The organism is Ferrovibrio sp. (assembly GCF_002796975.1).
Lineage (GTDB): Bacteria > Pseudomonadota > Alphaproteobacteria > Ferrovibrionales > Ferrovibrionaceae > Ferrovibrio.
Genome location: NZ_PEKV01000005.1, coordinates 278,474 through 297,257, shown reverse-complemented (window position 1 = coordinate 297,257; position 18,784 = coordinate 278,474). Strand labels below are relative to the sequence as shown.

The following is an 18,784-nucleotide window of genomic DNA, read 5'->3' as shown; positions in this document are numbered from 1 at the left end:
CCAGTCTTTCGGTCGTCTGGATCCCCGCTTTCGCGGGGATGACGATTAGACGCTTACTCCCACTTCCGGAAGACTTCGACGAACTTCTCTTCGCCGCAGGCGATGAAATAGCCGCGCAACACGCAGTTTTCCGACTCACCAAGCCGCAGACGCGCCGCTTTCAGGGCCGGCAGCATTTCCTTGGCCAGTTGCTTGTCCTTGAAGCGCATCACTTCGCCCTGGGTACGCGCGCCGTCATACAGCACACCTATGCTTTCTTCCGAATTGATCTCGGGTCGGCGCTTCTGGAAAGTATTCAGGCTCTTCAGGCCGCCGGTCTTCTGGATAAATTGCTGGAAATTGCTGAGCCCCATGTGGCGCTGCTCCGGCGCCGTTTCCTTGGCTTCGAAGCAGCCAGTGAGCAGGCCGAGAGCGAACAGAGTCACGCCGAGCGCCGGCAGATGTTGATACCGCATGAGGTCTTCCCCTGAAGGCGGCCATTCCACCCGGCCGCGTGCGGACACTTTAAAAGCCCAAGCTTTAAAGAAAGCTATAAGGATCGATATCGACCGTGCGCTTTACACCTGACGGTAGTTTTGTCTTTGACATCCATTCCCGTAGAGCGGCAGGCACGTCGATCTCGCGGTCGGCCTTGAGCAGCAGGCGCTCGCGGAAACGGCCACGCAGGTAATGCAACGGCGCCGGGGCCGGCCCCAGCACCGACAGACCGTCACCGCGCGGCGCCGAACGGGCCAGTGCCCGGGCCGCCTGCTCGACTTCCGCCTGATCCGCCCCACTGACGATCACGGCAGCCAAACGACCGAAGGGCGGCATGCCGGCACGCTGGCGCTCGGCCATCTCCGCCGCCAGGAAGCCGGCCGTGTCATGCCGGCTGAGCGCAGCAATCACCGGATGGCCGGGATCGAAGGACTGCAGCAGCACGCGGCCGGGATGCGCGGCACGACCGGCGCGACCGGCCACCTGGGTCAGCAGCTGATGCGTGCGTTCGGCGGCGCGCGGATCGCCGCCGGCCAGCCCGAGATCGGCATCGATCACGCCCACCAGCGTCAGCAGCGGGAAATGATGGCCTTTCGCCACGATCTGGGTGCCGACCAGAATATCGATCTGGCGCCGCTCCATGCGCTCCAGCATCTCGCCGATCTGCTTCGGCGAATTGGCAGTGTCAGACGCCATCACGGCCAGCCGTGCGTCGGGAAACAGTATGGCGGCTTCTTCGGCCAGCCGTTCGACGCCAGGCCCGCAGGCCTTGAACTTATCTTCGGCCTCGCAGGCGGGGCAGTGTTTCGGCAGCCGCTGCTGGTGACCGCAATGATGGCATTGCAGGTTGCCATGCCGCTTGTGTTCGACCAGCCAGGCTGCACAGTTCGGGCATTGCAGGCGATGGCCGCAGGCACCGCAGAGTGTCAGCGGCGCATAGCCGCGCCGGTTCAGGAACAGCATGCCCTGTTCGCCGGCCGCAATGGTCTGCGTCATCGCCGCCGCCAGCGGCGCAGAAATAAACCGCTGTGCCGGCAGCTTCTCTTTTCGCATATCGACAATCTGGATGGCCGGCAGGCTGGCGGCGTTGTGGCGTTCGGGCAGCACAGCATGGGCATAGCGCCGGCGCGCCACGTTATGCAGGCTTTCCAGCGATGGCGTCGCCGAGGCCAGCACAACCGGAATGCCCTCCAGCTTCGCGCGCACCACTGCCATGTCGCGCGCATTGTAGATCACGCCCTCTTCCTGCTTGTAGGAGCCGTCGTGTTCCTCATCGACCACGACCAGGCCGAGATCGGCATAGGGCAGGAACAGCGCCGAGCGCGCACCGATCACGACTTTCGCTTCGCCGCGGCTGATCGCGCGCAACGTGGCGGCACGGCGGCCCTCGGCCATTTCGGAATGCCAGGCCCAGGCCGGCGCGCCGAAGCGTTGCTCGAAACGGTCCAGCGATTGTTGCGTCAGCGCGATTTCGGGCAGCAGCACCAGCACCTGTCGCCCCATCTGCAACGCAGCCGCCACCGCTTCGTAATAGACTTCCGTCTTGCCCGCGCCGGTGACGCCTTCCAGCAGGGTGACCGAGAAATCGCGCGCTTCGGTGGCGCTGCGCAAAGCTGCGGCGGCTTCGGCTTGCAAGGTATTCAGCTTGCGACCGGCACGCTGCCAGTCCGGCGGCGGCGGTGGGCGAAAGGCCGGCACCTGATCAGCCTGCAACGCGCCGAGTTCGACCAGTTTGCGTACCACGGCCTGCGAAACCGCTGCAGCCTCGGCCAGCTCGCTCACCGACATGCCCGGCTGCTCGCGCGCCGTCTCCAGCACGCGCTCACGCTGTTCGCTCATCTTCACGCCGGCCGCATCGCCGATGCGCAACACGGCGCGCAGCGGCGGTGGCTCGACCAGGGCGCGCGGCTCGGGCAGGCACATTTTCAGCACCGCGCCGGTCGGGTTCAGCGTATAGCCCGCCACCCAGTCGACCAGCTTGCGCAACTGCAGCTGGATCGGCGGCGCATCGCAGCGCCGGATCACGTCCTTCAGTTTCGCCTTTTCCGGCAGCGGCGCGGGCGTGCCGTCCCAGACCACGCCGAGCGAAATGCGGTTTCCGATCGGCACTTCCACGATATCGCCGGGCGCAAGCGCGCGCTCCCCGTGGCCGGCCCGATAAGTGAAGGGCTCAGCCAGCGGCAAAGGCAGCAGCACATGGATCAGATCGGCAGGTGTCAACGTTGTACCAGTGAACCACCCGGCTTTGGCTGGCAGCACCAGCCTCGGTCGGGTATTGTTAACCATCCTGCTTATAGCATCGGCGGCTGATTCGGGCAGAGCCCGGGCCGCCCCAAGGAGTGATCAGGACATGAAATTTTTCGTCGATACAGCCGATATCGCCGAGATTGCCGAGCTGAACGAGACCGGTCTGCTGGACGGCGTGACCACCAATCCGTCGCTGGTGGCCAAAACGGGCAAGGACTTCGTCAGCACGATCAAGGAAATCTGCAAGATCGTGAAGGGCCCGGTTTCCGCCGAGGTCACCGCCACCGATCATGCCACCATGCTGGCCGAAGGCCGCAAGCTGGCGGCGCTGGCCACCAATGTCGCCGTGAAGGTGCCGCTGACCGTCGATGGTCTGAAGACCTGCAAGGCGCTGTCGGACGATGGCATCATGGTCAACGTGACTTTGTGCTTCTCTGCGGCGCAGGCCATTCTCGCCGCCAAGGCCGGCGCGACCTTCATCTCGCCGTTTGTCGGCCGGCTGGACGATATCGGCCAGGACGGCATGCAGCTGATCGCCGACATCGTGCAGATCTATAACAACTACCCTGATTTCAGGACCGAAGTGCTGGTCGCCTCGATCCGGCATCCGATCCATCTGATCGAATCCGCCAAGCTGGGCGCCGATGTCGCCACCCTGCCGCCGAATGTGCTGAAGGGGCTGGTGAAGCATCCGCTGACCGACAGGGGCCTGGAGGCCTTCCTCGCCGACTGGAAAAAGACCGGCCAGTCGATTCTGGACAAGTGAGCAGGACTGAAACGATGGCCGACGGCATCACCGCACCTGTCACCGAAACCGCCGGTCTCGCTGAAGCCGACGTGATCGAATGGCTGAAGCAGAACCCCGACCTGCTGATACGCAATCCCGACCTGTGCGAAATCCTGCTGCCGCCGACTGCGCCACGCGGCGGCGACAATGTGGTCGACCTGCAGCGTTTCATGGTGCAGCGCCTGCAGGGCGAGCTGCATCGTGTGTCGCATGTCGGCAACGAACTGCTCGATGCCAGCCGTCAGAATCTGTCGCTGACCCAGCGCGTGCATGCGGCCGTGCTGATGTTGCTGGAGGCCGGCAGTTTTGAACACATGATCCATATGGCGACACAGGACTGGACGGATCTCCTTCAGGTCGATGTCATCAGTCTCTGCGTCGAGGGCGACCCGGAGCGCATGACGGAAATCGCCACTGGCGGCGTCTTCGTGCTGCCCAACGGTACCATCGACACTCTGCTCGGCGCATTGCCGGCCGTGGCGCGCGACAATGCCGAGGCCGCCAGCTGGCTCTATGGCCCGGCTGCCTCACTGGTGCACTCTGATGCGCTGGCACGTCTGGATTTTGGCCCGAACTCGCCGGCGGCGATGCTGGCGTTGGGGTCGCGCGAGGCCGACAAGTTCCAGCCGCATCAGGGCACGGAGCTGCTGCAGTTCCTCGCCGGCGTGCTCGGCCGTTCGGTGCAGGCATGGCTCGACCTGCCGCCCAAATAGAAAAGATCGAAGAACGCCTGCCGTTCTTCCTCGCCGCCGCGGACGTGAAGCAGGCGGCCGAAGCCTGGTATCTCTGGCTCGCCAAGGAAAAGCGCTATTCGCGCCATACGCTGCGCGGCTATGGCCAGGATCTTTCGGGCTATCTCTCGTTCCTGAGCGAGCATCTCGGCGAACCGGCCGGCATGAACGATCTGCAGAGGCTGCGGCTGGCCGATTTCCGCGCATACCTAAGCCATCGCCGCAACGACGGTGTCGGCGCGACCTCGCTGGCGCGTAACCTGAGCGCCATCCGCAGCTTTTTCCGCCGCCTGCAGAAGGACGGCCGCATCGATAATGCCGTGGCCAATCTGGTGCGTACGCCGAAGCGACCGCATAGCGTGCCCAAGCCGCTCGCCGTGCAGGCCGCGCAGCAGGTGATCGAGACGGTGGACGAGGCCGATACGCTGCCCTGGCTGCAGGCGCGCGACGCCGCCATTCTTACCCTGCTCTGGGGTGCCGGCCTGCGTCTCGGCGAAGCGCTCGGGCTGAACGGCGAGAACATGCCCAAGGGCGACAGCCTCACGGTGACGGGTAAAGGCAACAAGCAGCGGCTCGTGCCAATCCTGCCGGTGGTGCGCGAGGCCATCGCGCAGTATGTGAAGCTCTGCCCCTATGCGGTTTCCGCCGGCACGCCGCTCTTCTATGGCGCGCGCGGCAAGCGTCTCGACCCCGCGATTGTCCAGAAGACCATGCGCAACGCGCGGCGCGCACTGAACCTGCCGGAAACCGCCACGCCGCATGCGCTGCGGCATTCCTTCGCCACTCATCTGCTCGCTGGCGGCGGCGACCTGCGCACCATCCAGGAACTACTCGGCCATGCTTCGCTCGCCACCACACAGCGCTATACCGAGGTGGATGCCGAGGCCCTGCTGCGGGTCTACGACAGCGCGCATCCCAGGGCGCGGGCAGTCTCGTAACAGTCATCACATCCGCGCCAGTCCTGCTGTCCTGACTTTGCCATAATCGCAGGCCAGCCTATGCTGGACCGTACAGGACACCATGACGACCCGACCGAAATCCCTGATCCGTAATCTCCTCCTCGCGCTGGCAGCGCTGATCGCGTTGCCGCTGATGGCCAGCGGCGCCTCAATCGCCACGGCCGAGCGCAAGCACTGGTCGACCTCGCGCTGGGACAGCGCCGGCCTCGCGCCCGATCCGGTCACCGTGAAAGACGCGGTGATCCAGGTCTATGCCGCCCGCGTCTGGGGCTGGCGCGGTGCTTTCGCGGTCCATACCTGGGTGGTGGTCAAACCGGCCGGCGCGCCGTCTTATACGCGCTATGAAGTGGTCGGCTGGGGCGGCGCCCCGGTGCGGATCAGCAACCGCACGCCCGACGGCTACTGGGCCGGCAATGCGCCGGAACTGCTGCATGACCTGCGCGGGCCAACAGCCGCTGCCGCCATCCCGCTGCTGATCTCGGCCGCCGAACGCTATCCCGGTCGCGAGGGCTACGTCATGTGGCCGGGGCCGAACTCGAACAGTTTCGTCGCCTGGCTGGCCCGCGAAGTGCCCGAACTGGGGCTCGAACTGCCGCCCACCGCCGTGGGCAAGGACTGGCTCGGCGCCACCACCGTCTTTGCGCCCGCCCCCAGCGGCACCGGCTACCAGGTCAACCTCTTCGGCCTCGCCGGGGTGACGGCCGCCGCCCGCGAGGGACTGGAACTGAACCTGCTGGGCCTGACCATCGGCGTCGACCTGCTGCGACCGGCGCTCAAGCTGCCCGGCATCGGCCGGGTTGGGCTGCCGGCGGGTAATTTTGCGGTCGCCGAGACAAAATCCCCTATCAGTAACCAGTAGTTGCGGATTTCCGCCGGTGGATCGCGGCGGGTATTTTTCCACAGGCAATGCTACACTGCCCGGACAGGCGCGAGCTGGCAGGCCCGCGCGTTAACGCAGCAACCCGACGAGCGTGCATCCGGTCGCCATGACGGAGCAGAAACCCATTGCCGCGCCCCTCCTCCATGGGGCCGCCTTCCCCAGCCCGGCCACAGTGCCGGCGCCGGAGCGCGTCGGCATCGGCCTGCGCCCGCCGCATCATGAAGACCTGCTCGACAGCCGTCCGCCGCTGGGCTGGCTCGAAATCCATGCCGAGACCTATATGGGCGGCGGCGCGAACCGGCATTACCTGGAACAGGCCCGCGCGCTCTGGCCGGTCGCGATCCAATGCACCGGGCTGGGACTGGGCGGCGAGGAACTGCCTGACCCCGATCATCTCGACCGCCTGGCCAGGCTGGTCGACTGGCTGCAGCCAGCGCTGGTCTCAGAACATCTCGCCTGGGTCGGCGTCGAGGGCCGCTACTACAACGACCTGCTGCCGTTGCCCTACACCCTGCAGACGCTCGAAAGCTGCCGCCGCAATGTCGATCTCGTGCAAGCGCGGCTGAACCGTCCGATCCTGATGGCCAATCCGGCCAGCTACCTGCGCTTCCGCGAAAGCCAGATCGCCGAGGCAGAATTCCTCAGCCGCCTGAGCGAACAGAGCGGCTGCGGCATCCTCTGCGATGTCAACAACCTCTATGTCTCCAGCGTCAACCATGTCGGCCGCGAGGCGGCGCCGGCGGTGGCGGAAGCCTATCTCGACAGTCTGCCCGGCCCGGCCGTGCACCAGATCCGCATCGCCGGCCACAGCGAAAGCGAGACCGACGGCAAGCCGATGCTGATCGACGACCATGGCGCGCTGGTGGCCGAACCGGTCTGGCGGCTCTATGCCTCCGCCGTGCAGCGCTTCCCGCATGCGTCCACCTCGCTGGAATGGGACGCCAACCTGCCGCCGCTCGCTCATTTAGTGGCCGAAGCCCTGCATGCCGAACGCCAGCGCGCTGCCGCGCTCAGGCCAAGCCCATTACCCAACGAGACGGACGGCGATGAGCGCGCTGCTTGAACGCCAGCGCGAATTCGCCGATGCGCTGACCGGCTCGCTCTATGGCATTGCCGAGAAGGTGATCGGCGACGCGATACCTGCAGAAGGGCGTTTGCAGATCTATGCCGATCGCTTCCGCGCCAGTTTGCTGGAAGTGCTGGCCAATACCTTTCCGGTGACACGCGGCCTGGTCGGCGAGGCTTTCTTCGCGCAGACGGCACGGGCCTTTCTCATTTTCGATCCGCCGCGCTCGCCGATCCTGTGGCAGTACGGCGACGGTTTCCCGACGTTTCTCGCCGCCCTGCCAGATCTCGGCGGCCATCAGTATCTGCCCGATATTGCCGCCTTCGAATGGGCGCTGAACGTTGCGGAACATGCCGAGGATGTCGATCTGCTGCGACCGGAAGACCTGCCGGATGCTGTTGAGACACTGACGCTCACGCTGCATCCATCGGCGCAGCGGCTCTCGACGCCGTTTCCAATCAGCGAAATCTGGCAGGTGCATCAGCCCGAATCACCGGCCGTGGAGCGTATCCAGCTGGCCGGCGGTGGCGAGCGCCTGCTGGTCTGGCGCCGCGGAATTAAAGTTTGCTGGCACAAGCTCAATCACGGCGAAGACCGCCTGCTGGCGGAATTGGCCAACGGCGTCCCGCTGGAAGCTGCCCTGCAGGCCGCCAGCGTGCATGAGGATTTCGATTTCCCCGCCAGCTTCAGCTGGATGCTGGATGGCGGGATATTCTCGCGACCCCGGTCTTAATCGAATCTAGTCCAGCCAGGCATAAGCCGCCGCCAGCATCGCCTCCACGCCGGTGCGCAAGGTCGGATGCAGCATCGGCGCATAGAAGGGCGAGTGGTTCACCGGCATCACGCTCGGATCTTCGCCATTCTGCACGCGGGCGAAGAGTTCCGGATCGGTGCCGCCGATCACCCAGAACACCGACGGCACATTCCACGCCGTGCCGAACAGGCCGAAGTCTTCGCTGCCCGAGGCCGGCTCCACCGTCACTACGCGGTCGGCGCCGAAGAAGGCCGAGATGCCTTCCACGGTGCGCTGGGTGGCGGACTCATCGTTGACGGTGAGCGGGAACTGGCTGATCACCGAATATTCCGGCGGCTTGGGGGCACCCGAGGCCTGCGCCTCGGCATCGATGATGCGCTTGACCGAGGCCAGCACGCGCTGACGCACATTTTCCTTGAAGGTGCGGATATTGAGGCGCAACAGCGCTTCATCGGGAATGACATTCTCATTGAAACCGCTCTGCAGCGTTCCCACAGTGACAACCGCGCTATCGGCCATCGCCACTTCGCGCGACACGACCGTCTGCAACCGCATCACGGTGGAGGCCGCCATCACCACGGGATCGATGCTGTTCTGCGGCTTGGAGCCATGCGCGCCACGGCCGAACAGCTTCACTTCCCAGCTGTCGGCGGCTGACATGGCGACGCCCGACTTGTAGCCGATGGTGCCGGCCGGCATCGGGATGACATGCTGGCCGAGACAGACGCTCGGTTTGGGGAAGCGCTTGACCATGCCGTCTGCGAGCATGGCGCGTGCGCCCTGGCTGGTTTCTTCCGCCGGCTGGAACACTGCCATCACAGTGCCCTTCCAGCTGTTGCGGTTCTCCGACAACAGGCGGCCGACAGCCATCAGCCAGGTGACATGGAAATCATGGCCGCAGGCATGCATGATCGAGACGGCCTGGCCGAAACGGTCCGTGCCGGTCTGCTGGCTGGCATAATCGAGGCCGGTCTTTTCCTTGACCGGCAGACCGTCCATGTCGGCGCGCAGCAGGATCACCGGGCCGTCGCCGTTTTTCAGCAGCGCCACCACGCCGGTCTTGCCGACCCGCTCATGCACCTCGAAGCCGTATTTTTTCATCCAGGCCGCAGCAATCCCGGCGGTGCGCACTTCCTGCATCGAGAGTTCGGGATTCCTGTGCAAATCGAGATAGATCTGCTCCAGCTCCGGCATCAGCGCGTCGATCTTCTTGAAGATCGTGGCCTGTTCAGGCGAAAGCGTACGGTGCCGGGGTGCGTGCATGATTTTGTCTTTCCGTGAGATTCAGGCCGTGAGGATCAGGCGTAGGACTGGAATTGCGGCACGCTGCCGGCGCGCAGGCGCGGCAGGCCGCAGCGCGGTGCGTTCGGATCGGCTTCGATCTCGCCGAGCAGGACGAGGATTTCCTGGCCGATACGCATGGCATCCGCCGGCGGCAGGGCATCGGGGGTTTCGACCAGCGCCAGCAGGGACAGGATGCGCTGCTGGCGCTGGTAGCGGCGACGGATCGCGGCGGCCTCGTCCTCGGGCATCGCGATCAGGTCCACATCCGGCGGCAATTCGCAGCGGTCGCACATGCGGAGAATTATAGACCCTGTCGGGCCACAGGGGTCAACGAGACTGTAGAGCTTTGCCGGTACGGACCAATGCCAGCGGACCAATCAGGGCGCCCAGGCCCATCACGGCCAGGCCGATACCCCAGGTCACCACCGTCTGCCCGCCCGCCAGATATTGCGCCGCATCCAGGGCGAAGCCGACAAACAGCGGTCCCAACACCGAGATGCCGAAGCCGAGCGAAGAATGCAGCGCCATGGTCGAGGCGCGGTGTTCGGGTTCGGCGGCAGCCATCATGCCGGAGGTGAGCGAGCCGGAATCGCCGCAGACGAACACGAAATAAATCGCGCAGAACAGCAGCACCGCCCAGACCGGCAACCAGGCCGTGAAGCCGAAACCCAGGCCCATCACCGCCGAGATGGTCATGATGGTAATCACCACGCGGCGGCGGCCGAAGCGCAGCGCCAGTTCGTTGCCGAGCAGGCTGGCCGGCAGGCCGATCAGCGTGACGATGGCGGCCAACACCGTGGCGCTGGGCAGCAGGCTGGCCACCGCCGGTTCGCGCGCCAGTACGAAGACCAGGAAGGCCGTGACCCAGGCACGCATGGCGGTGAGTTCGAAGCCATGCGCCGCATAGCCGATGATATAGCCCATGGCATCGCGGTTGCGCAGCACCGGCCGCAGGGCGAAGCCGCCGGCCGACTTGCCTGCCGAGGACGGCTGGTAAGGCTTCAGGATTTGCCAGGCCAGCAGCCCGGCAGCGAGGCTGAGCAGGCCGACGACGGCGAAGCTCCAGCGCCAGCCATACCATTCGCCCAGCAGGCCGGTGACGCTGAAGCTGGCGGCGACGGCAATCGAGTAGCTGGCGGTGTAGAAGGTGACGGCGCGACTCTGTTCGCCGCCCTGCAGCCGGTCGGTCAGCGCCCGCAGGCCGGGCATGTAGACGGCCGCCTGTCCCACACCGCCGATGGCGCGCAGCAACAGGCCGGACCAGAAGCCGTCGGCCAGCAGCCCGAAGCCGACCGTGCTGATCCCGGTGAGCACAGCGCCGGCGGCAAACACCAGCCGGGCGTCGAAACGGTCGGTCAGCATCACCGCGTGGGTGACCACCAGCATGTAGCCGAGATAGTAGATGCCCGCGATCCAGCCGGCCTCGGTATTGGTCAGGTTCCAGAGCGCGATGAAATCCGGCATCAGGGCCGGAAAGCTGGCAATCGGCAGGATGGCCAGCACTTCGAGGGCGGCCAACAGGAAAATCAGGTTACGGGACGACATAGGGGAAAAATCTTTGGCAATGACAAAGCGATGAGGCAGTATTCACGCAACTTGCGCTGACTGCCAGAGTATCGTCACATTTACAGGCGATAACCTGCCGAGTCGTCCAGAAAACTGGCCCTCAAGAACCAGGATCCGTCATGCCCGTCAAAATCCATTCCGCCAGCCTCACACGCCGCCACTTCATGGCCGGCACCGCCGCCATCGGCCTCACGCCGCTGCTGGCCTGTGCGCCGCAATCGCGCGACACCGCCACGCCAGTGCCGCAGTTCGACGCCTATCCGCCGGTCGTCTTCGTGCATGGCAATGGCGACACCGCCGCGCTGTGGCACACCACGATCTGGCGCTGGGAGAGCGCCGGCTTCCCTGACAAGCGCCTGTTCGCCATCGACTTCCCCTATCCGCTGGCGCGCAACGTCGACGCAGACTACCAGGCCGGGCGTTCGTCGACGCAGGACCAGATGGAGCAGCTGTCCGAAGCCGTGCAGTCGGCGTTGAAGCAGAGCGGTGCCGGCCGGGTTGCGCTGGTCGGTTCATCGCGCGGCGGCAATGCGATCCGCAACTATCTCAAGCATGGTCCGGGTCCGGCCTTTGTCAGCCATGCCGTGCTCTGTGGCACGCCCAATCATGGCGTGATCGTCTCGAACGACAAGCTGGTCGGCAGCGAGTTCAACGGCGCCGGTCCTTTCCTGCGCGGGCTGAACAGCGGTTCGGAAATCGTACCCGGTGTGAACTGGCTGACGCTCCGCAGCGATGCGTTTGACAAGTTCGCGCAACCGGATGGTGCTGCGCTCGGCATGCGAGGCGTTGCCACCGGCGTCACCGCCGAAGGCCCGGCTTTGGCGGGTGCAAAGAATCTCGTGCTGCCCGGCCTGGATCACCGCGAGGTCGCCTTCCATGAAAAGGCCTTTGCGGCGACCTGGGAATTCATCATCGGCCGACCGCCGGCCACCACGCAGATCCTGCCCGAAACCCGCCCGGTGCTGAACGGCAAGGTCAACGGTATGGCGCGCGGCGTGCCGACCAACCTGCCGGTCGAAGGCGCCACCGTGGAAATCTGGGAAACCAACCCACAGACGGGCGCGCGCTTGCATGCCCAGCCGGCACATCGCAAGGTGACCGGCGCCGATGGCTACTGGGGCCCGTTCAATACGTCGGGTCCGACGGCGACCTATGAATTCGTGCTGACGGTGCCGAGCCAGACCACGACGCATATCTACCGCTCGCCTTTCCCAAGGTCGTCGGCGCATATCCATCTGCGCACCGCCACGGTGGCGGACCGCGACCGCCAGGCCGGTTCGATCGTCACCATCAGCCGCCCGCGCGGCTATTTCGGCGCCGGCCGCGACACCGTCACCTTCGACGGCCAGCCGGCACCGGGCATTCCGGCCGGCGTGCCGACGGTTTCAACCTCGACGCTGACCCTGCCGCGCGGCACGGCACAGCGCACAGTGGTCTGCCGCTGCAACGACGAGACCATCGCGGTACAGAGCTGGGATGCCAGCGACGACCGCGCGGTCATCGCCGAATTGCATTACTGAGTTTGATCAGGCTGGCGGCTTGCTGCGGATCAGCAGCAGGCCGCCCGCGACGATCAGCGCCGTGCCGAGCCAGGCCGTGAGGCCGGGCAGTGTACCGAAGACGATCCAGCCGATCAGCGCGGCAAAAGCCACCGAAGCATAGGTGAAGGGCGCCAGCCAGGCCGCGTCGGCGATGCGGTAAGCTTTCACGTTGCACATCTGACCGAAGATAGCCAAAGGCCCGATCAGGCAGAGCAAGGCGAGCGTGACCGGCTCGACCGGCACCCAGAGGACCAGCATCGCGCAGCCCAGCATCAACGCCGCGAAGCCGTTCACATGCAGCAGCAGCGACAGCATGCTTTCGTGTTTCGAAAGCACCTTGATCAGGATGACTTCACAGGCGGTGAGGAAGGCACCGGCCAGCATGGCGAGCGGCGCCCAGTGGTTGCTGAGCGCCTCGGGATCGACGGCGACCCCGGTATTGCCACGCACGATCACCAGTGCGCCGAGCACGCAGAGCGCCGCCGCCACGCTCTGCAGCAGCACGACACGTTCGCGCAGCAGCACAACGGCCAGGCCCATGGTGAACACGCCCTGAAGCAGCGCCAGCGCCGAGGCATCGGCCAGCGGCATATAGGTGGCGCCCCAGATCGAACAGACGCCACCGCCAACGCCGCAACAGGCGCGCAGCAGATGCAGATGCCGCCGCCCGCCGGCCAGCAATACGCGCAGTGGTTTGCGCTGTGCCAAAGCCAATCCGCTGACAGTGACGAAACCGCTGGCATAGCGGATGAAGATGATCTGGATCGCCGGCACCAGACCGCCGGTCAGCTTGCCCGAAGCATAGAGCAGCGAAAAGGCAAAGGCCGCGCCGAGCACCCAGAGGGCGGCGACGGCTTTGGAGTCGAGGTGGGGAAAGCTCACGGAGGCCTTTATCTTACTTTGTCATGCGCGGACTTGATCCGCGCATCCCATTTTAATGGGACCCCCGGGTCAAGCCCGAGGATGACAATTAAAACAGAAAAGGGCGGCTGGAAAGCCGCCCTCTCGCAAAGCCGATCCTGCCGGATCACATATTGATGATCTGGCCATCCACGCCCAGCGCGGCTTCCTTCACCGCTTCAGTCAGGCCCGGATGGGCATGGACGGTGCGGTAAATGTCTTCCGCCGAGGCGCCGAATTCCAGCGCCATCACCAGTTCCTGAATCAGGTGGCCGGCATCGGCGCCGATGATATGCGCGCCGACGATCTTCTTGGTCTTCTCGTCTTCGAGGATCTTCACGAAGCCGTCGGTCATCGTCATGGCGCGCGCACGGGCATTGGCCGTGAACGGGAATTTGCCGGTCTTGTAGGCGATACCAGCGGCCTTGAGTTCTTCCTCAGTCTTGCCCACCGCGGCCACTTCCGGCCAGGTGTAGACCACGCCCGGAATGGCGTCGTAGTTGATATGCGGCTTCTGGCCGGCGAGCAGCTCGGCCAGCACCACGCCCTCTTCCTCGGCCTTGTGCGCCAGCATGGCGCCCGCAATCGCGTCACCAATGGCATAAACGCCCTTGGCGGTGGTCTGGAAATGACCGTCGGTCTTCACCCGGCCGCGCTCGTCGAGCTGCACGCCGGCAGCTTCGAGGCCGAGGCCGGCAGTATACGGCCGGCGGCCGATCGAGACCAGCACGACATCGGCGTTGACCTCTTCCTTGTTGCCGCCCGCAGCAGCTTCCATGGTGAGCGTCACGCCCTTCTTGTCGGCCTTGGCGGCGGTCACCTTGGTGCCGAGCTTGAACTTCATGCCCTGCTTGGCAAGGATGCGCTGCATCGTCTTCGACACTTCGCCGTCATTGGTCGGCAGGATGCGGTCGAGGAATTCCACCACGGTCACTTCGGCGCCCAGACGCATCCAGACCGAGCCGAGTTCCAGCCCGATCACGCCGCCGCCGATCACCACCATGCTCTTCGGTACAGCGGGCAGCTTCAGCGCGCCGGTGGACGACACCACCTGTTTCTCGTCGATCTCGATGCCTTTCAGCGGCGCGACTTCCGAACCGGTGGCGATGACGATGTGTTTCGCCGCATAGGTGCCGGCGCCCTCGCCCTTCACGGCGACCTTGCCGCCGCCGGCCAGGCTGCCTTCGCCCTTGAGCCAGGCGATCTTGTTTTTCTTGAACAGGAATTCGATGCCCTTGTTCGACGAGGTCACCACGCTCTGCTTCTGCGCCATCATCGCGGGCAGGTCGATATCGATCTTGCCGCCGATCTTGATGCCATGCTGGGCAAAGCCGTGCGCAGCATTGTGATACAGCTCGGAGGAATGCAGCAAAGCCTTGGACGGGATGCAGCCGACATTGGTGCAGGTGCCGCCGAGGCCGGCATCCTTCTCGACCACGGCCACGTTCATGCCGAGCTGGGCGCAGCGGATCGCCATGGTGTAGCCGCCGGGGCCGGCGCCGATGATGATGACGTCGAAAGCCTGTTCACTCATGGATGATCCTCCGGAACTTCAGGATGGCAGCGGGCCGTAGAGGCCGCCGCCGGCGTAATTCAGCTTCTTGACCCGCTGGTCGCCGAGCAGCAGGTCGCTGGCGACCAGATCGGCCAGGATGGTGCGATAGACGGGCGAATCCTTCACTGCATTCACGGCTGCCGCATCGCGCCAGAAGGTGATGGTGCGCCATTCCTGTTCGTCATGGGTGAAGAAGCAGGCGAGGCAACCATCCTGGTCGCGGAAGAATGGCTGCAGGCGCTGGTCGGCGAAGGCGATGAAATCCGCGATCCGGCCGGGCGCATAGCCTGTACTCCAGACGCGGACGATCATCGCCTGCCTATTCCTTACATCTCGAACAGCAGGCGCTGCGGATCCTCGAGGCATTCCTTGACGCGCACGAGGAAACTGACCGCCTCGCGGCCGTCGACGATGCGGTGATCGTAAGTCAGCGCGATATACATCATCGGGCGGATCACCACCTGGCCGTTGATGGCCATCGGCCGGTCCTGGATCTTGTGCATGCCCAGAATGGCCGACTGCGGGGGATTGATGATCGGGGTCGACATCAGCGAGCCGAACACGCCGCCGTTGGTGATGCTGAAGCTGCCGCCCTGCAGCTCGTCGATACCGAGCTTGCCGTCGCGGGCGCGCTTGCCGAGGTCGGAGATGGTCTTCTCGATGCCGGCAAAGGACAGATGATCGGCGTCGCGGATCACCGGCACGACCAGGCCGGTCGGAGTCGAGACGGCGCAGCCGATGTTGAAGTAGTTCTTGAAGACGATCTCATCGCCCTCAATCTCGGCATTCACCGCCGGGAATTCGCGCAGCGCCTGCACGCAGGCCTTCACGAAGAAGGACATGAAGCCCAGGCGCACGCCATGCTTCTTCTCAAACTGGTCGACATACTGCTTGCGCGCGGCCATCAGCGCGGTCATGTCGACCTCGTTGAAGGTGGTGAGCAGGGCTGCCGTGTTCTGGGCTTCCTTGAGGCGGCGGGCGATCACCTGGCGCAGCTTGGACATGCGCTGACGCTCTTCGCGATCCGCATTCGAACGGGGCCCGGCCGGCACCGACGGACGTGCCGCAGGCGCCGCACCGCCACCGCTGGCGAGCAGATCGGCAACGTCGCCCTTGGTGACGCGACCATCCTTGCCCGAACCGGCAACGCCGGTGAGATTCACATTCTTCTCAGCCGCCATCTTGGCGGCGGCCGGCAGCGCCTGACCGGCAGCGGGAGCCGCGGCAGCAGCAGGCTTGGCAGCCGGAGCCGGCGCAGGTGCGGCGGCAGGCGCAGCAGCCGGCTTGGTGGCAGCGGGCTTCGCAGCGCCGGCGCCGGCAGTGAGCGTCCCCAGCAGGTCGCCGACCTGCACGGTGGCGCCCTCGGCGGCCAGCACTTCGGCCAGCGTACCGGCTTCCGGCGCGTTGACCTCGACGGTCACCTTGTCGGTCTCCAGCTCGACCAGCAGCTGGTCGCGGGCGACCGCGTCGCCGGCCTTCACCGACCACTTGCCGACGGTGGCTTCGGAGATCGATTCCGCCAGTTGCGGGACGCGAATTTCGACTGCCATGATAACTTTCCTTATCCTTAAAAACCTTCAGGCACTGACAGCTCAGGCCGTCAGGGCCTCATCCACCAGCTTGGCCTGCTGCTGGTTATGCTTGCTCATCAGGCCGGTGGCGGGCGACGCCGCCGCCATGCGACCGGCATAGAGCGGCCGCTTCATCTTCAGGCCCAGCTCGGTCATCACCGCTTCGATATGCGGCTCGACGAACGTGAAGGCGCCCATATTCTTCGGCTCTTCCTGGCACCAGACCACCGTCTTGGCATTCTTGTAGCGACCGAGTTCGGCCAGCAGCGCCTTATGCGGGAACGGATAGAGCTGCTCGACGCGCAGGATCACGGTGTCCTTCAGTTCGCGCTTCTGGCGCTCCTCGAACAGGTCGTAATAGACCTTGCCCGAGCAGAGGATCACGCGCTTGATCTTGGCATCGTCATGCGGCGCATCGTCCCACAGCACGCGATGGAAGGTGGTGCCCGCAGCCATCTCGGTCAGCTTCGACACCGCCAGCTTGTGACGCAGCAGCGACTTCGGCGTCATCAGGATCAGCGGCTTGCGGAACTTGCGATGGATCTGCCGGCGCAGGATGTGGAAGTAGTTCGCCGGCGTGGAGCAGTTCGCCACCTGCATGTTGTCTTCGGCGCAAAGCTGCAGATAGCGCTCCAGGCGTGCCGAGCTGTGCTCGGGGCCCTGGCCTTCATAGCCATGCGGCAGCAGCACGGTGAGGCCCGACATGCGCATCCACTTGGCTTCGCCTGAGGAGATGAACTGGTCGAACACCACCTGGGCGCCGTTGGCGAAGTCGCCGAACTGGCCTTCCCACATGACGAGTGTGTTCGGCTCGGCCAGGCTGTAGCCGTACTCATAGCCGAGCACTGCTTCTTCCGAGAGCAGGCTGTCGATCACTTCGTAATTGGCAGCGTCTTCGGCAATATGGTTGAGCGGCACATAGCGCTCTTCCGACTGCTGGTCATGCCAGACACTGTGGCGCTGGCTGAAGGTGCCGCGACCGCAATCCTGGCCCGACAGGCGCACGCCCTTGCCTTCCAGCTGCAGCGAGCCAAACGCCAGCGCTTCCGCCGTCGCCCAGTCGATACCCTCGCCGGCCTCGATGGCCGCGCGGCGGTTGCCGGTATTGCGCGCCAGCGTCTTGTGGATGTTGAAGCCGTCGGGCACCGTGGTGATCGCCAGGCCGACTTTCTTCAGCGTCTCGAGTTCGACACCGGTGGTGCCGCGGCGCTCGTCGCCAGATGCTTCTTCCAGACCGGCCCACTTGCCTTCCAGCCAGTCGGCCTTGTTCGGCTTGAACGACTTCGAGGCCTCCAGCTCGCCTTCCAGCCTGTTCTGGAATTCGGTCACCATCGCCTCGGCATCGGCCTCGCTCAGCGTGCCTTCCTCGACCAGGCGCTTGGCGTAAATCTGGCGCGTGGTCGCATGGGTCGCGATGTTGCGATACATGATCGGCTGCGTGAAGGACGGATCGTCGGTCTCGTTATGGCCGTGGCGGCGATAGCAGAACAGATCGATCACCACGTCCTTCTTGAACTGCTGGCGGAACTCGATGGCGATCTTGGCGACATGCGTCACGGCTTCTGGATCGTCGCCGTTGACGTGGAAGATCGGCGCCTGGACGACCTTGGCGCCATCCGACGGATAGGGCGAGGAGCGCGAATAGGACGGATTGGTGGTGAAACCGATCTGGTTGTTCACGATGATGTGGATGGTGCCGCCGGTACGGTAGCCGCGCAGTTCCGACAGCGCGAAGCATTCCGCCACCACGCCCTGGCCGGCAAAGGCCGCATCGCCGTGCAGCAGCACGGTGAGCACCGAGCCACGCTCGGTATCGCCCCACTGGGTCTGCTTGGCGCGCGCCTTGCCGAGGCAAACCGGATTGACGATCTCGAGATGCGACGGATTGGCAGCCATCGACAGATGCACCTTGTTGCCGTCGAATTCGCGATCCGACGACACGCCGAGATGGTACTTCACGTCGCCCGAACCCTGGAAATCGTCCGGGTGATAGGCCATGCCCTTGAATTCGGAGAAGATGGCGCGATACGGCTTGGCCATCACGTTGGCCAGCAGGTTGAGGCGGCCGCGATGCGGCATGCCCAGCTCGATGTCCTTCACGCCGAGCTGGCCGCCACGCTTGATGATCGCTTCCATCGCCGGGATCAGCGCTTCACCGCCTTCAAGGCCGAACCGCTTGGTGCCGGTGAACTTCATGTGGCAGAAGCGCTCGAAGATCTCGCCTTCCACCAGCTTGTTCAGGATCGCCTTCTTGCCCTCGGGCGTGAACTGGACTTCCTTGTCGCGGCCTTCGATGCGCGACTGGATCCAGCCCTTCTGCTCCGGGTGGTAGATGTGCATGAACTCGACGCCGATGGTCGAGCAGTAGGTGCGGCGCAGGATCTGCAGGATCTCGCGCAGCGTCGCGTTCTCCAGACCCAGCATGTTGTCGATGAAGATCGGCCGGTCCATGTCGGCTTCGGTGAA

17 protein-coding genes are annotated in these 18,784 nt (G+C 64.8%); 7 read left to right on the top strand and 10 right to left on the bottom strand.

Annotated elements, in window-relative coordinates; translation table 11 throughout:
* Positions 1-53: 53 nt before the first annotated feature.
* Both CTR53_RS06380 and CTR53_RS06375 read right to left on the bottom strand, forming a co-directional pair.
* On the bottom strand, positions 54-455 hold the full coding sequence (locus CTR53_RS06380) for a hypothetical protein (RefSeq protein ID WP_290810143.1): 402 nt from the start codon (positions 453-455) through the stop codon (positions 54-56).
* A 64-nt stretch (positions 456-519) separates the two neighbouring features.
* Entirely contained in the window at positions 520-2,697 is a 2,178-nt protein-coding gene (locus CTR53_RS06375; RefSeq protein ID WP_290810141.1) for a primosomal protein N', read from the bottom strand.
* A 130-nt stretch (positions 2,698-2,827) separates the two neighbouring features.
* Here CTR53_RS06375 and fsa point away from each other — a divergent pair, with 130 nt between their 5' ends.
* The 6 genes from fsa to CTR53_RS06345 all read left to right on the top strand — a co-directional run bounded on the left by fsa (position 2,828) and on the right by CTR53_RS06345 (position 7,880).
* A complete protein-coding gene (gene fsa, locus CTR53_RS06370) occupies positions 2,828-3,490 on the top strand; it encodes a fructose-6-phosphate aldolase (protein WP_290810139.1) in 663 nt (220 codons plus the stop codon).
* A 14-nt stretch (positions 3,491-3,504) separates the two neighbouring features.
* Positions 3,505-4,224: a DUF484 family protein gene (locus CTR53_RS06365; RefSeq protein ID WP_290810137.1), complete on the top strand. Its 720-nt coding sequence runs from the start codon at positions 3,505-3,507 to the stop codon at positions 4,222-4,224.
* A complete protein-coding gene (locus CTR53_RS06360; RefSeq protein ID WP_290810135.1) occupies positions 4,200-5,180 on the top strand; it encodes a tyrosine recombinase XerC in 981 nt (326 codons plus the stop codon). The genes CTR53_RS06365 and CTR53_RS06360 overlap by 25 nt, the downstream gene beginning before the upstream one ends.
* A gap of 82 nt (positions 5,181-5,262) precedes the next feature.
* On the top strand, positions 5,263-6,060 hold the full coding sequence (locus CTR53_RS06355) for a DUF3750 domain-containing protein (RefSeq protein WP_290810133.1): 798 nt from the start codon (positions 5,263-5,265) through the stop codon (positions 6,058-6,060).
* A gap of 127 nt (positions 6,061-6,187) precedes the next feature.
* On the top strand, positions 6,188-7,144 hold the full coding sequence (locus tag CTR53_RS06350; RefSeq protein WP_290810131.1) for a DUF692 domain-containing protein: 957 nt from the start codon (positions 6,188-6,190) through the stop codon (positions 7,142-7,144).
* Positions 7,128-7,880, top strand: coding sequence for a DUF2063 domain-containing protein (locus tag CTR53_RS06345; protein ID WP_290810129.1), 753 nt, complete (start codon positions 7,128-7,130; stop codon positions 7,878-7,880). The genes CTR53_RS06350 and CTR53_RS06345 overlap by 17 nt, the downstream gene beginning before the upstream one ends.
* Before the next feature lie 6 nt (positions 7,881-7,886).
* Here CTR53_RS06345 and CTR53_RS06340 read toward each other — a convergent pair whose 3' ends face one another.
* The 3 genes from CTR53_RS06340 to CTR53_RS06330 are packed head-to-tail and all read right to left on the bottom strand — an operon-like array spanning position 7,887 to position 10,730.
* Positions 7,887-9,164: a M20 family metallopeptidase gene (locus CTR53_RS06340; protein WP_290810127.1), complete on the bottom strand. Its 1,278-nt coding sequence runs from the start codon at positions 9,162-9,164 to the stop codon at positions 7,887-7,889.
* Between the two features lie 35 nt (positions 9,165-9,199).
* Complete coding sequence (locus CTR53_RS06335) at positions 9,200-9,478, bottom strand: hypothetical protein (RefSeq protein ID WP_290810125.1); 279 nt, start codon at positions 9,476-9,478, stop codon at positions 9,200-9,202.
* Positions 9,479-9,512: 34 nt separating this feature from the next.
* Complete coding sequence (locus CTR53_RS06330) at positions 9,513-10,730, bottom strand: MFS transporter (protein WP_290810123.1); 1,218 nt, start codon at positions 10,728-10,730, stop codon at positions 9,513-9,515.
* A 140-nt stretch (positions 10,731-10,870) separates the two neighbouring features.
* On the opposite strand from CTR53_RS06330, the gene CTR53_RS06325 reads away from it, so the two are divergent.
* Positions 10,871-12,271 carry an alpha/beta fold hydrolase gene (locus tag CTR53_RS06325; protein ID WP_290810121.1) on the top strand — a complete coding sequence of 467 codons (1,401 nt, stop codon included), beginning with the start codon at positions 10,871-10,873 and terminating at the stop codon, positions 12,269-12,271.
* A gap of 6 nt (positions 12,272-12,277) precedes the next feature.
* Here the strand turns inward: CTR53_RS06325 and CTR53_RS06320 are convergent, their stop codons facing one another.
* The 5 genes from CTR53_RS06320 to CTR53_RS06300 all read right to left on the bottom strand — a co-directional run.
* Positions 12,278-13,174 carry a DMT family transporter gene (locus tag CTR53_RS06320; RefSeq protein WP_290810119.1) on the bottom strand — a complete coding sequence of 299 codons (897 nt, stop codon included), beginning with the start codon at positions 13,172-13,174 and terminating at the stop codon, positions 12,278-12,280.
* A 145-nt stretch (positions 13,175-13,319) separates the two neighbouring features.
* Positions 13,320-14,726 (bottom strand): dihydrolipoyl dehydrogenase, encoded by a 1,407-nt coding sequence (gene lpdA, locus CTR53_RS06315; protein ID WP_290810117.1) that lies wholly within the window; start codon positions 14,724-14,726, stop codon positions 13,320-13,322.
* 18 nt (positions 14,727-14,744) lie between these two features.
* The gene (locus CTR53_RS06310; RefSeq protein ID WP_290810115.1) at positions 14,745-15,059 is read right to left on the bottom strand and encodes an antibiotic biosynthesis monooxygenase; all 315 of its coding nucleotides are present in this window, start codon (positions 15,057-15,059) and stop codon (positions 14,745-14,747) included.
* Positions 15,060-15,073: 14 nt separating this feature from the next.
* Complete coding sequence (odhB, locus tag CTR53_RS06305; RefSeq protein WP_290810113.1) at positions 15,074-16,297, bottom strand: 2-oxoglutarate dehydrogenase complex dihydrolipoyllysine-residue succinyltransferase; 1,224 nt, start codon at positions 16,295-16,297, stop codon at positions 15,074-15,076.
* 42 nt (positions 16,298-16,339) lie between these two features.
* On the bottom strand, positions 16,340-18,784 hold a 2,445-nt coding region (locus tag CTR53_RS06300), incomplete at its 5' end, for a 2-oxoglutarate dehydrogenase E1 component (RefSeq protein ID WP_290810110.1).

Excerpts from the sequence above, each read along its gene's own strand:
- CTR53_RS06360 (WP_290810135.1), top strand. The coding sequence starts at position 4,200 with ATGGCTCGACCTGCCGCCCAAATAGAAAAGATCGAAGAACGCCTGCCG.
- fsa (WP_290810139.1), top strand. The coding sequence starts at position 2,828 with ATGAAATTTTTCGTCGATACAGCCGATATCGCCGAGATTGCCGAGCTG.
- CTR53_RS06365 (WP_290810137.1), top strand. The coding sequence starts at position 3,505 with ATGGCCGACGGCATCACCGCACCTGTCACCGAAACCGCCGGTCTCGCT.
- CTR53_RS06350 (WP_290810131.1), top strand. The coding sequence starts at position 6,188 with ATGACGGAGCAGAAACCCATTGCCGCGCCCCTCCTCCATGGGGCCGCC.
- odhB (WP_290810113.1), bottom strand. The coding sequence starts at position 16,297 with ATGGCAGTCGAAATTCGCGTCCCGCAACTGGCGGAATCGATCTCCGAA.
- CTR53_RS06335 (WP_290810125.1), bottom strand. The coding sequence starts at position 9,478 with ATGTGCGACCGCTGCGAATTGCCGCCGGATGTGGACCTGATCGCGATG.
- CTR53_RS06340 (WP_290810127.1), bottom strand. The coding sequence starts at position 9,164 with ATGCACGCACCCCGGCACCGTACGCTTTCGCCTGAACAGGCCACGATC.
- CTR53_RS06355 (WP_290810133.1), top strand. The coding sequence starts at position 5,263 with ATGACGACCCGACCGAAATCCCTGATCCGTAATCTCCTCCTCGCGCTG.
- CTR53_RS06310 (WP_290810115.1), bottom strand. The coding sequence starts at position 15,059 with ATGATCGTCCGCGTCTGGAGTACAGGCTATGCGCCCGGCCGGATCGCG.
- CTR53_RS06380 (WP_290810143.1), bottom strand. The coding sequence starts at position 455 with ATGCGGTATCAACATCTGCCGGCGCTCGGCGTGACTCTGTTCGCTCTC.
- CTR53_RS06325 (WP_290810121.1), top strand. The coding sequence starts at position 10,871 with ATGCCCGTCAAAATCCATTCCGCCAGCCTCACACGCCGCCACTTCATG.
- lpdA (WP_290810117.1), bottom strand. The coding sequence starts at position 14,726 with ATGAGTGAACAGGCTTTCGACGTCATCATCATCGGCGCCGGCCCCGGC.
- CTR53_RS06345 (WP_290810129.1), top strand. The coding sequence starts at position 7,128 with ATGAGCGCGCTGCTTGAACGCCAGCGCGAATTCGCCGATGCGCTGACC.
- CTR53_RS06330 (WP_290810123.1), bottom strand. The coding sequence starts at position 10,730 with ATGTCGTCCCGTAACCTGATTTTCCTGTTGGCCGCCCTCGAAGTGCTG.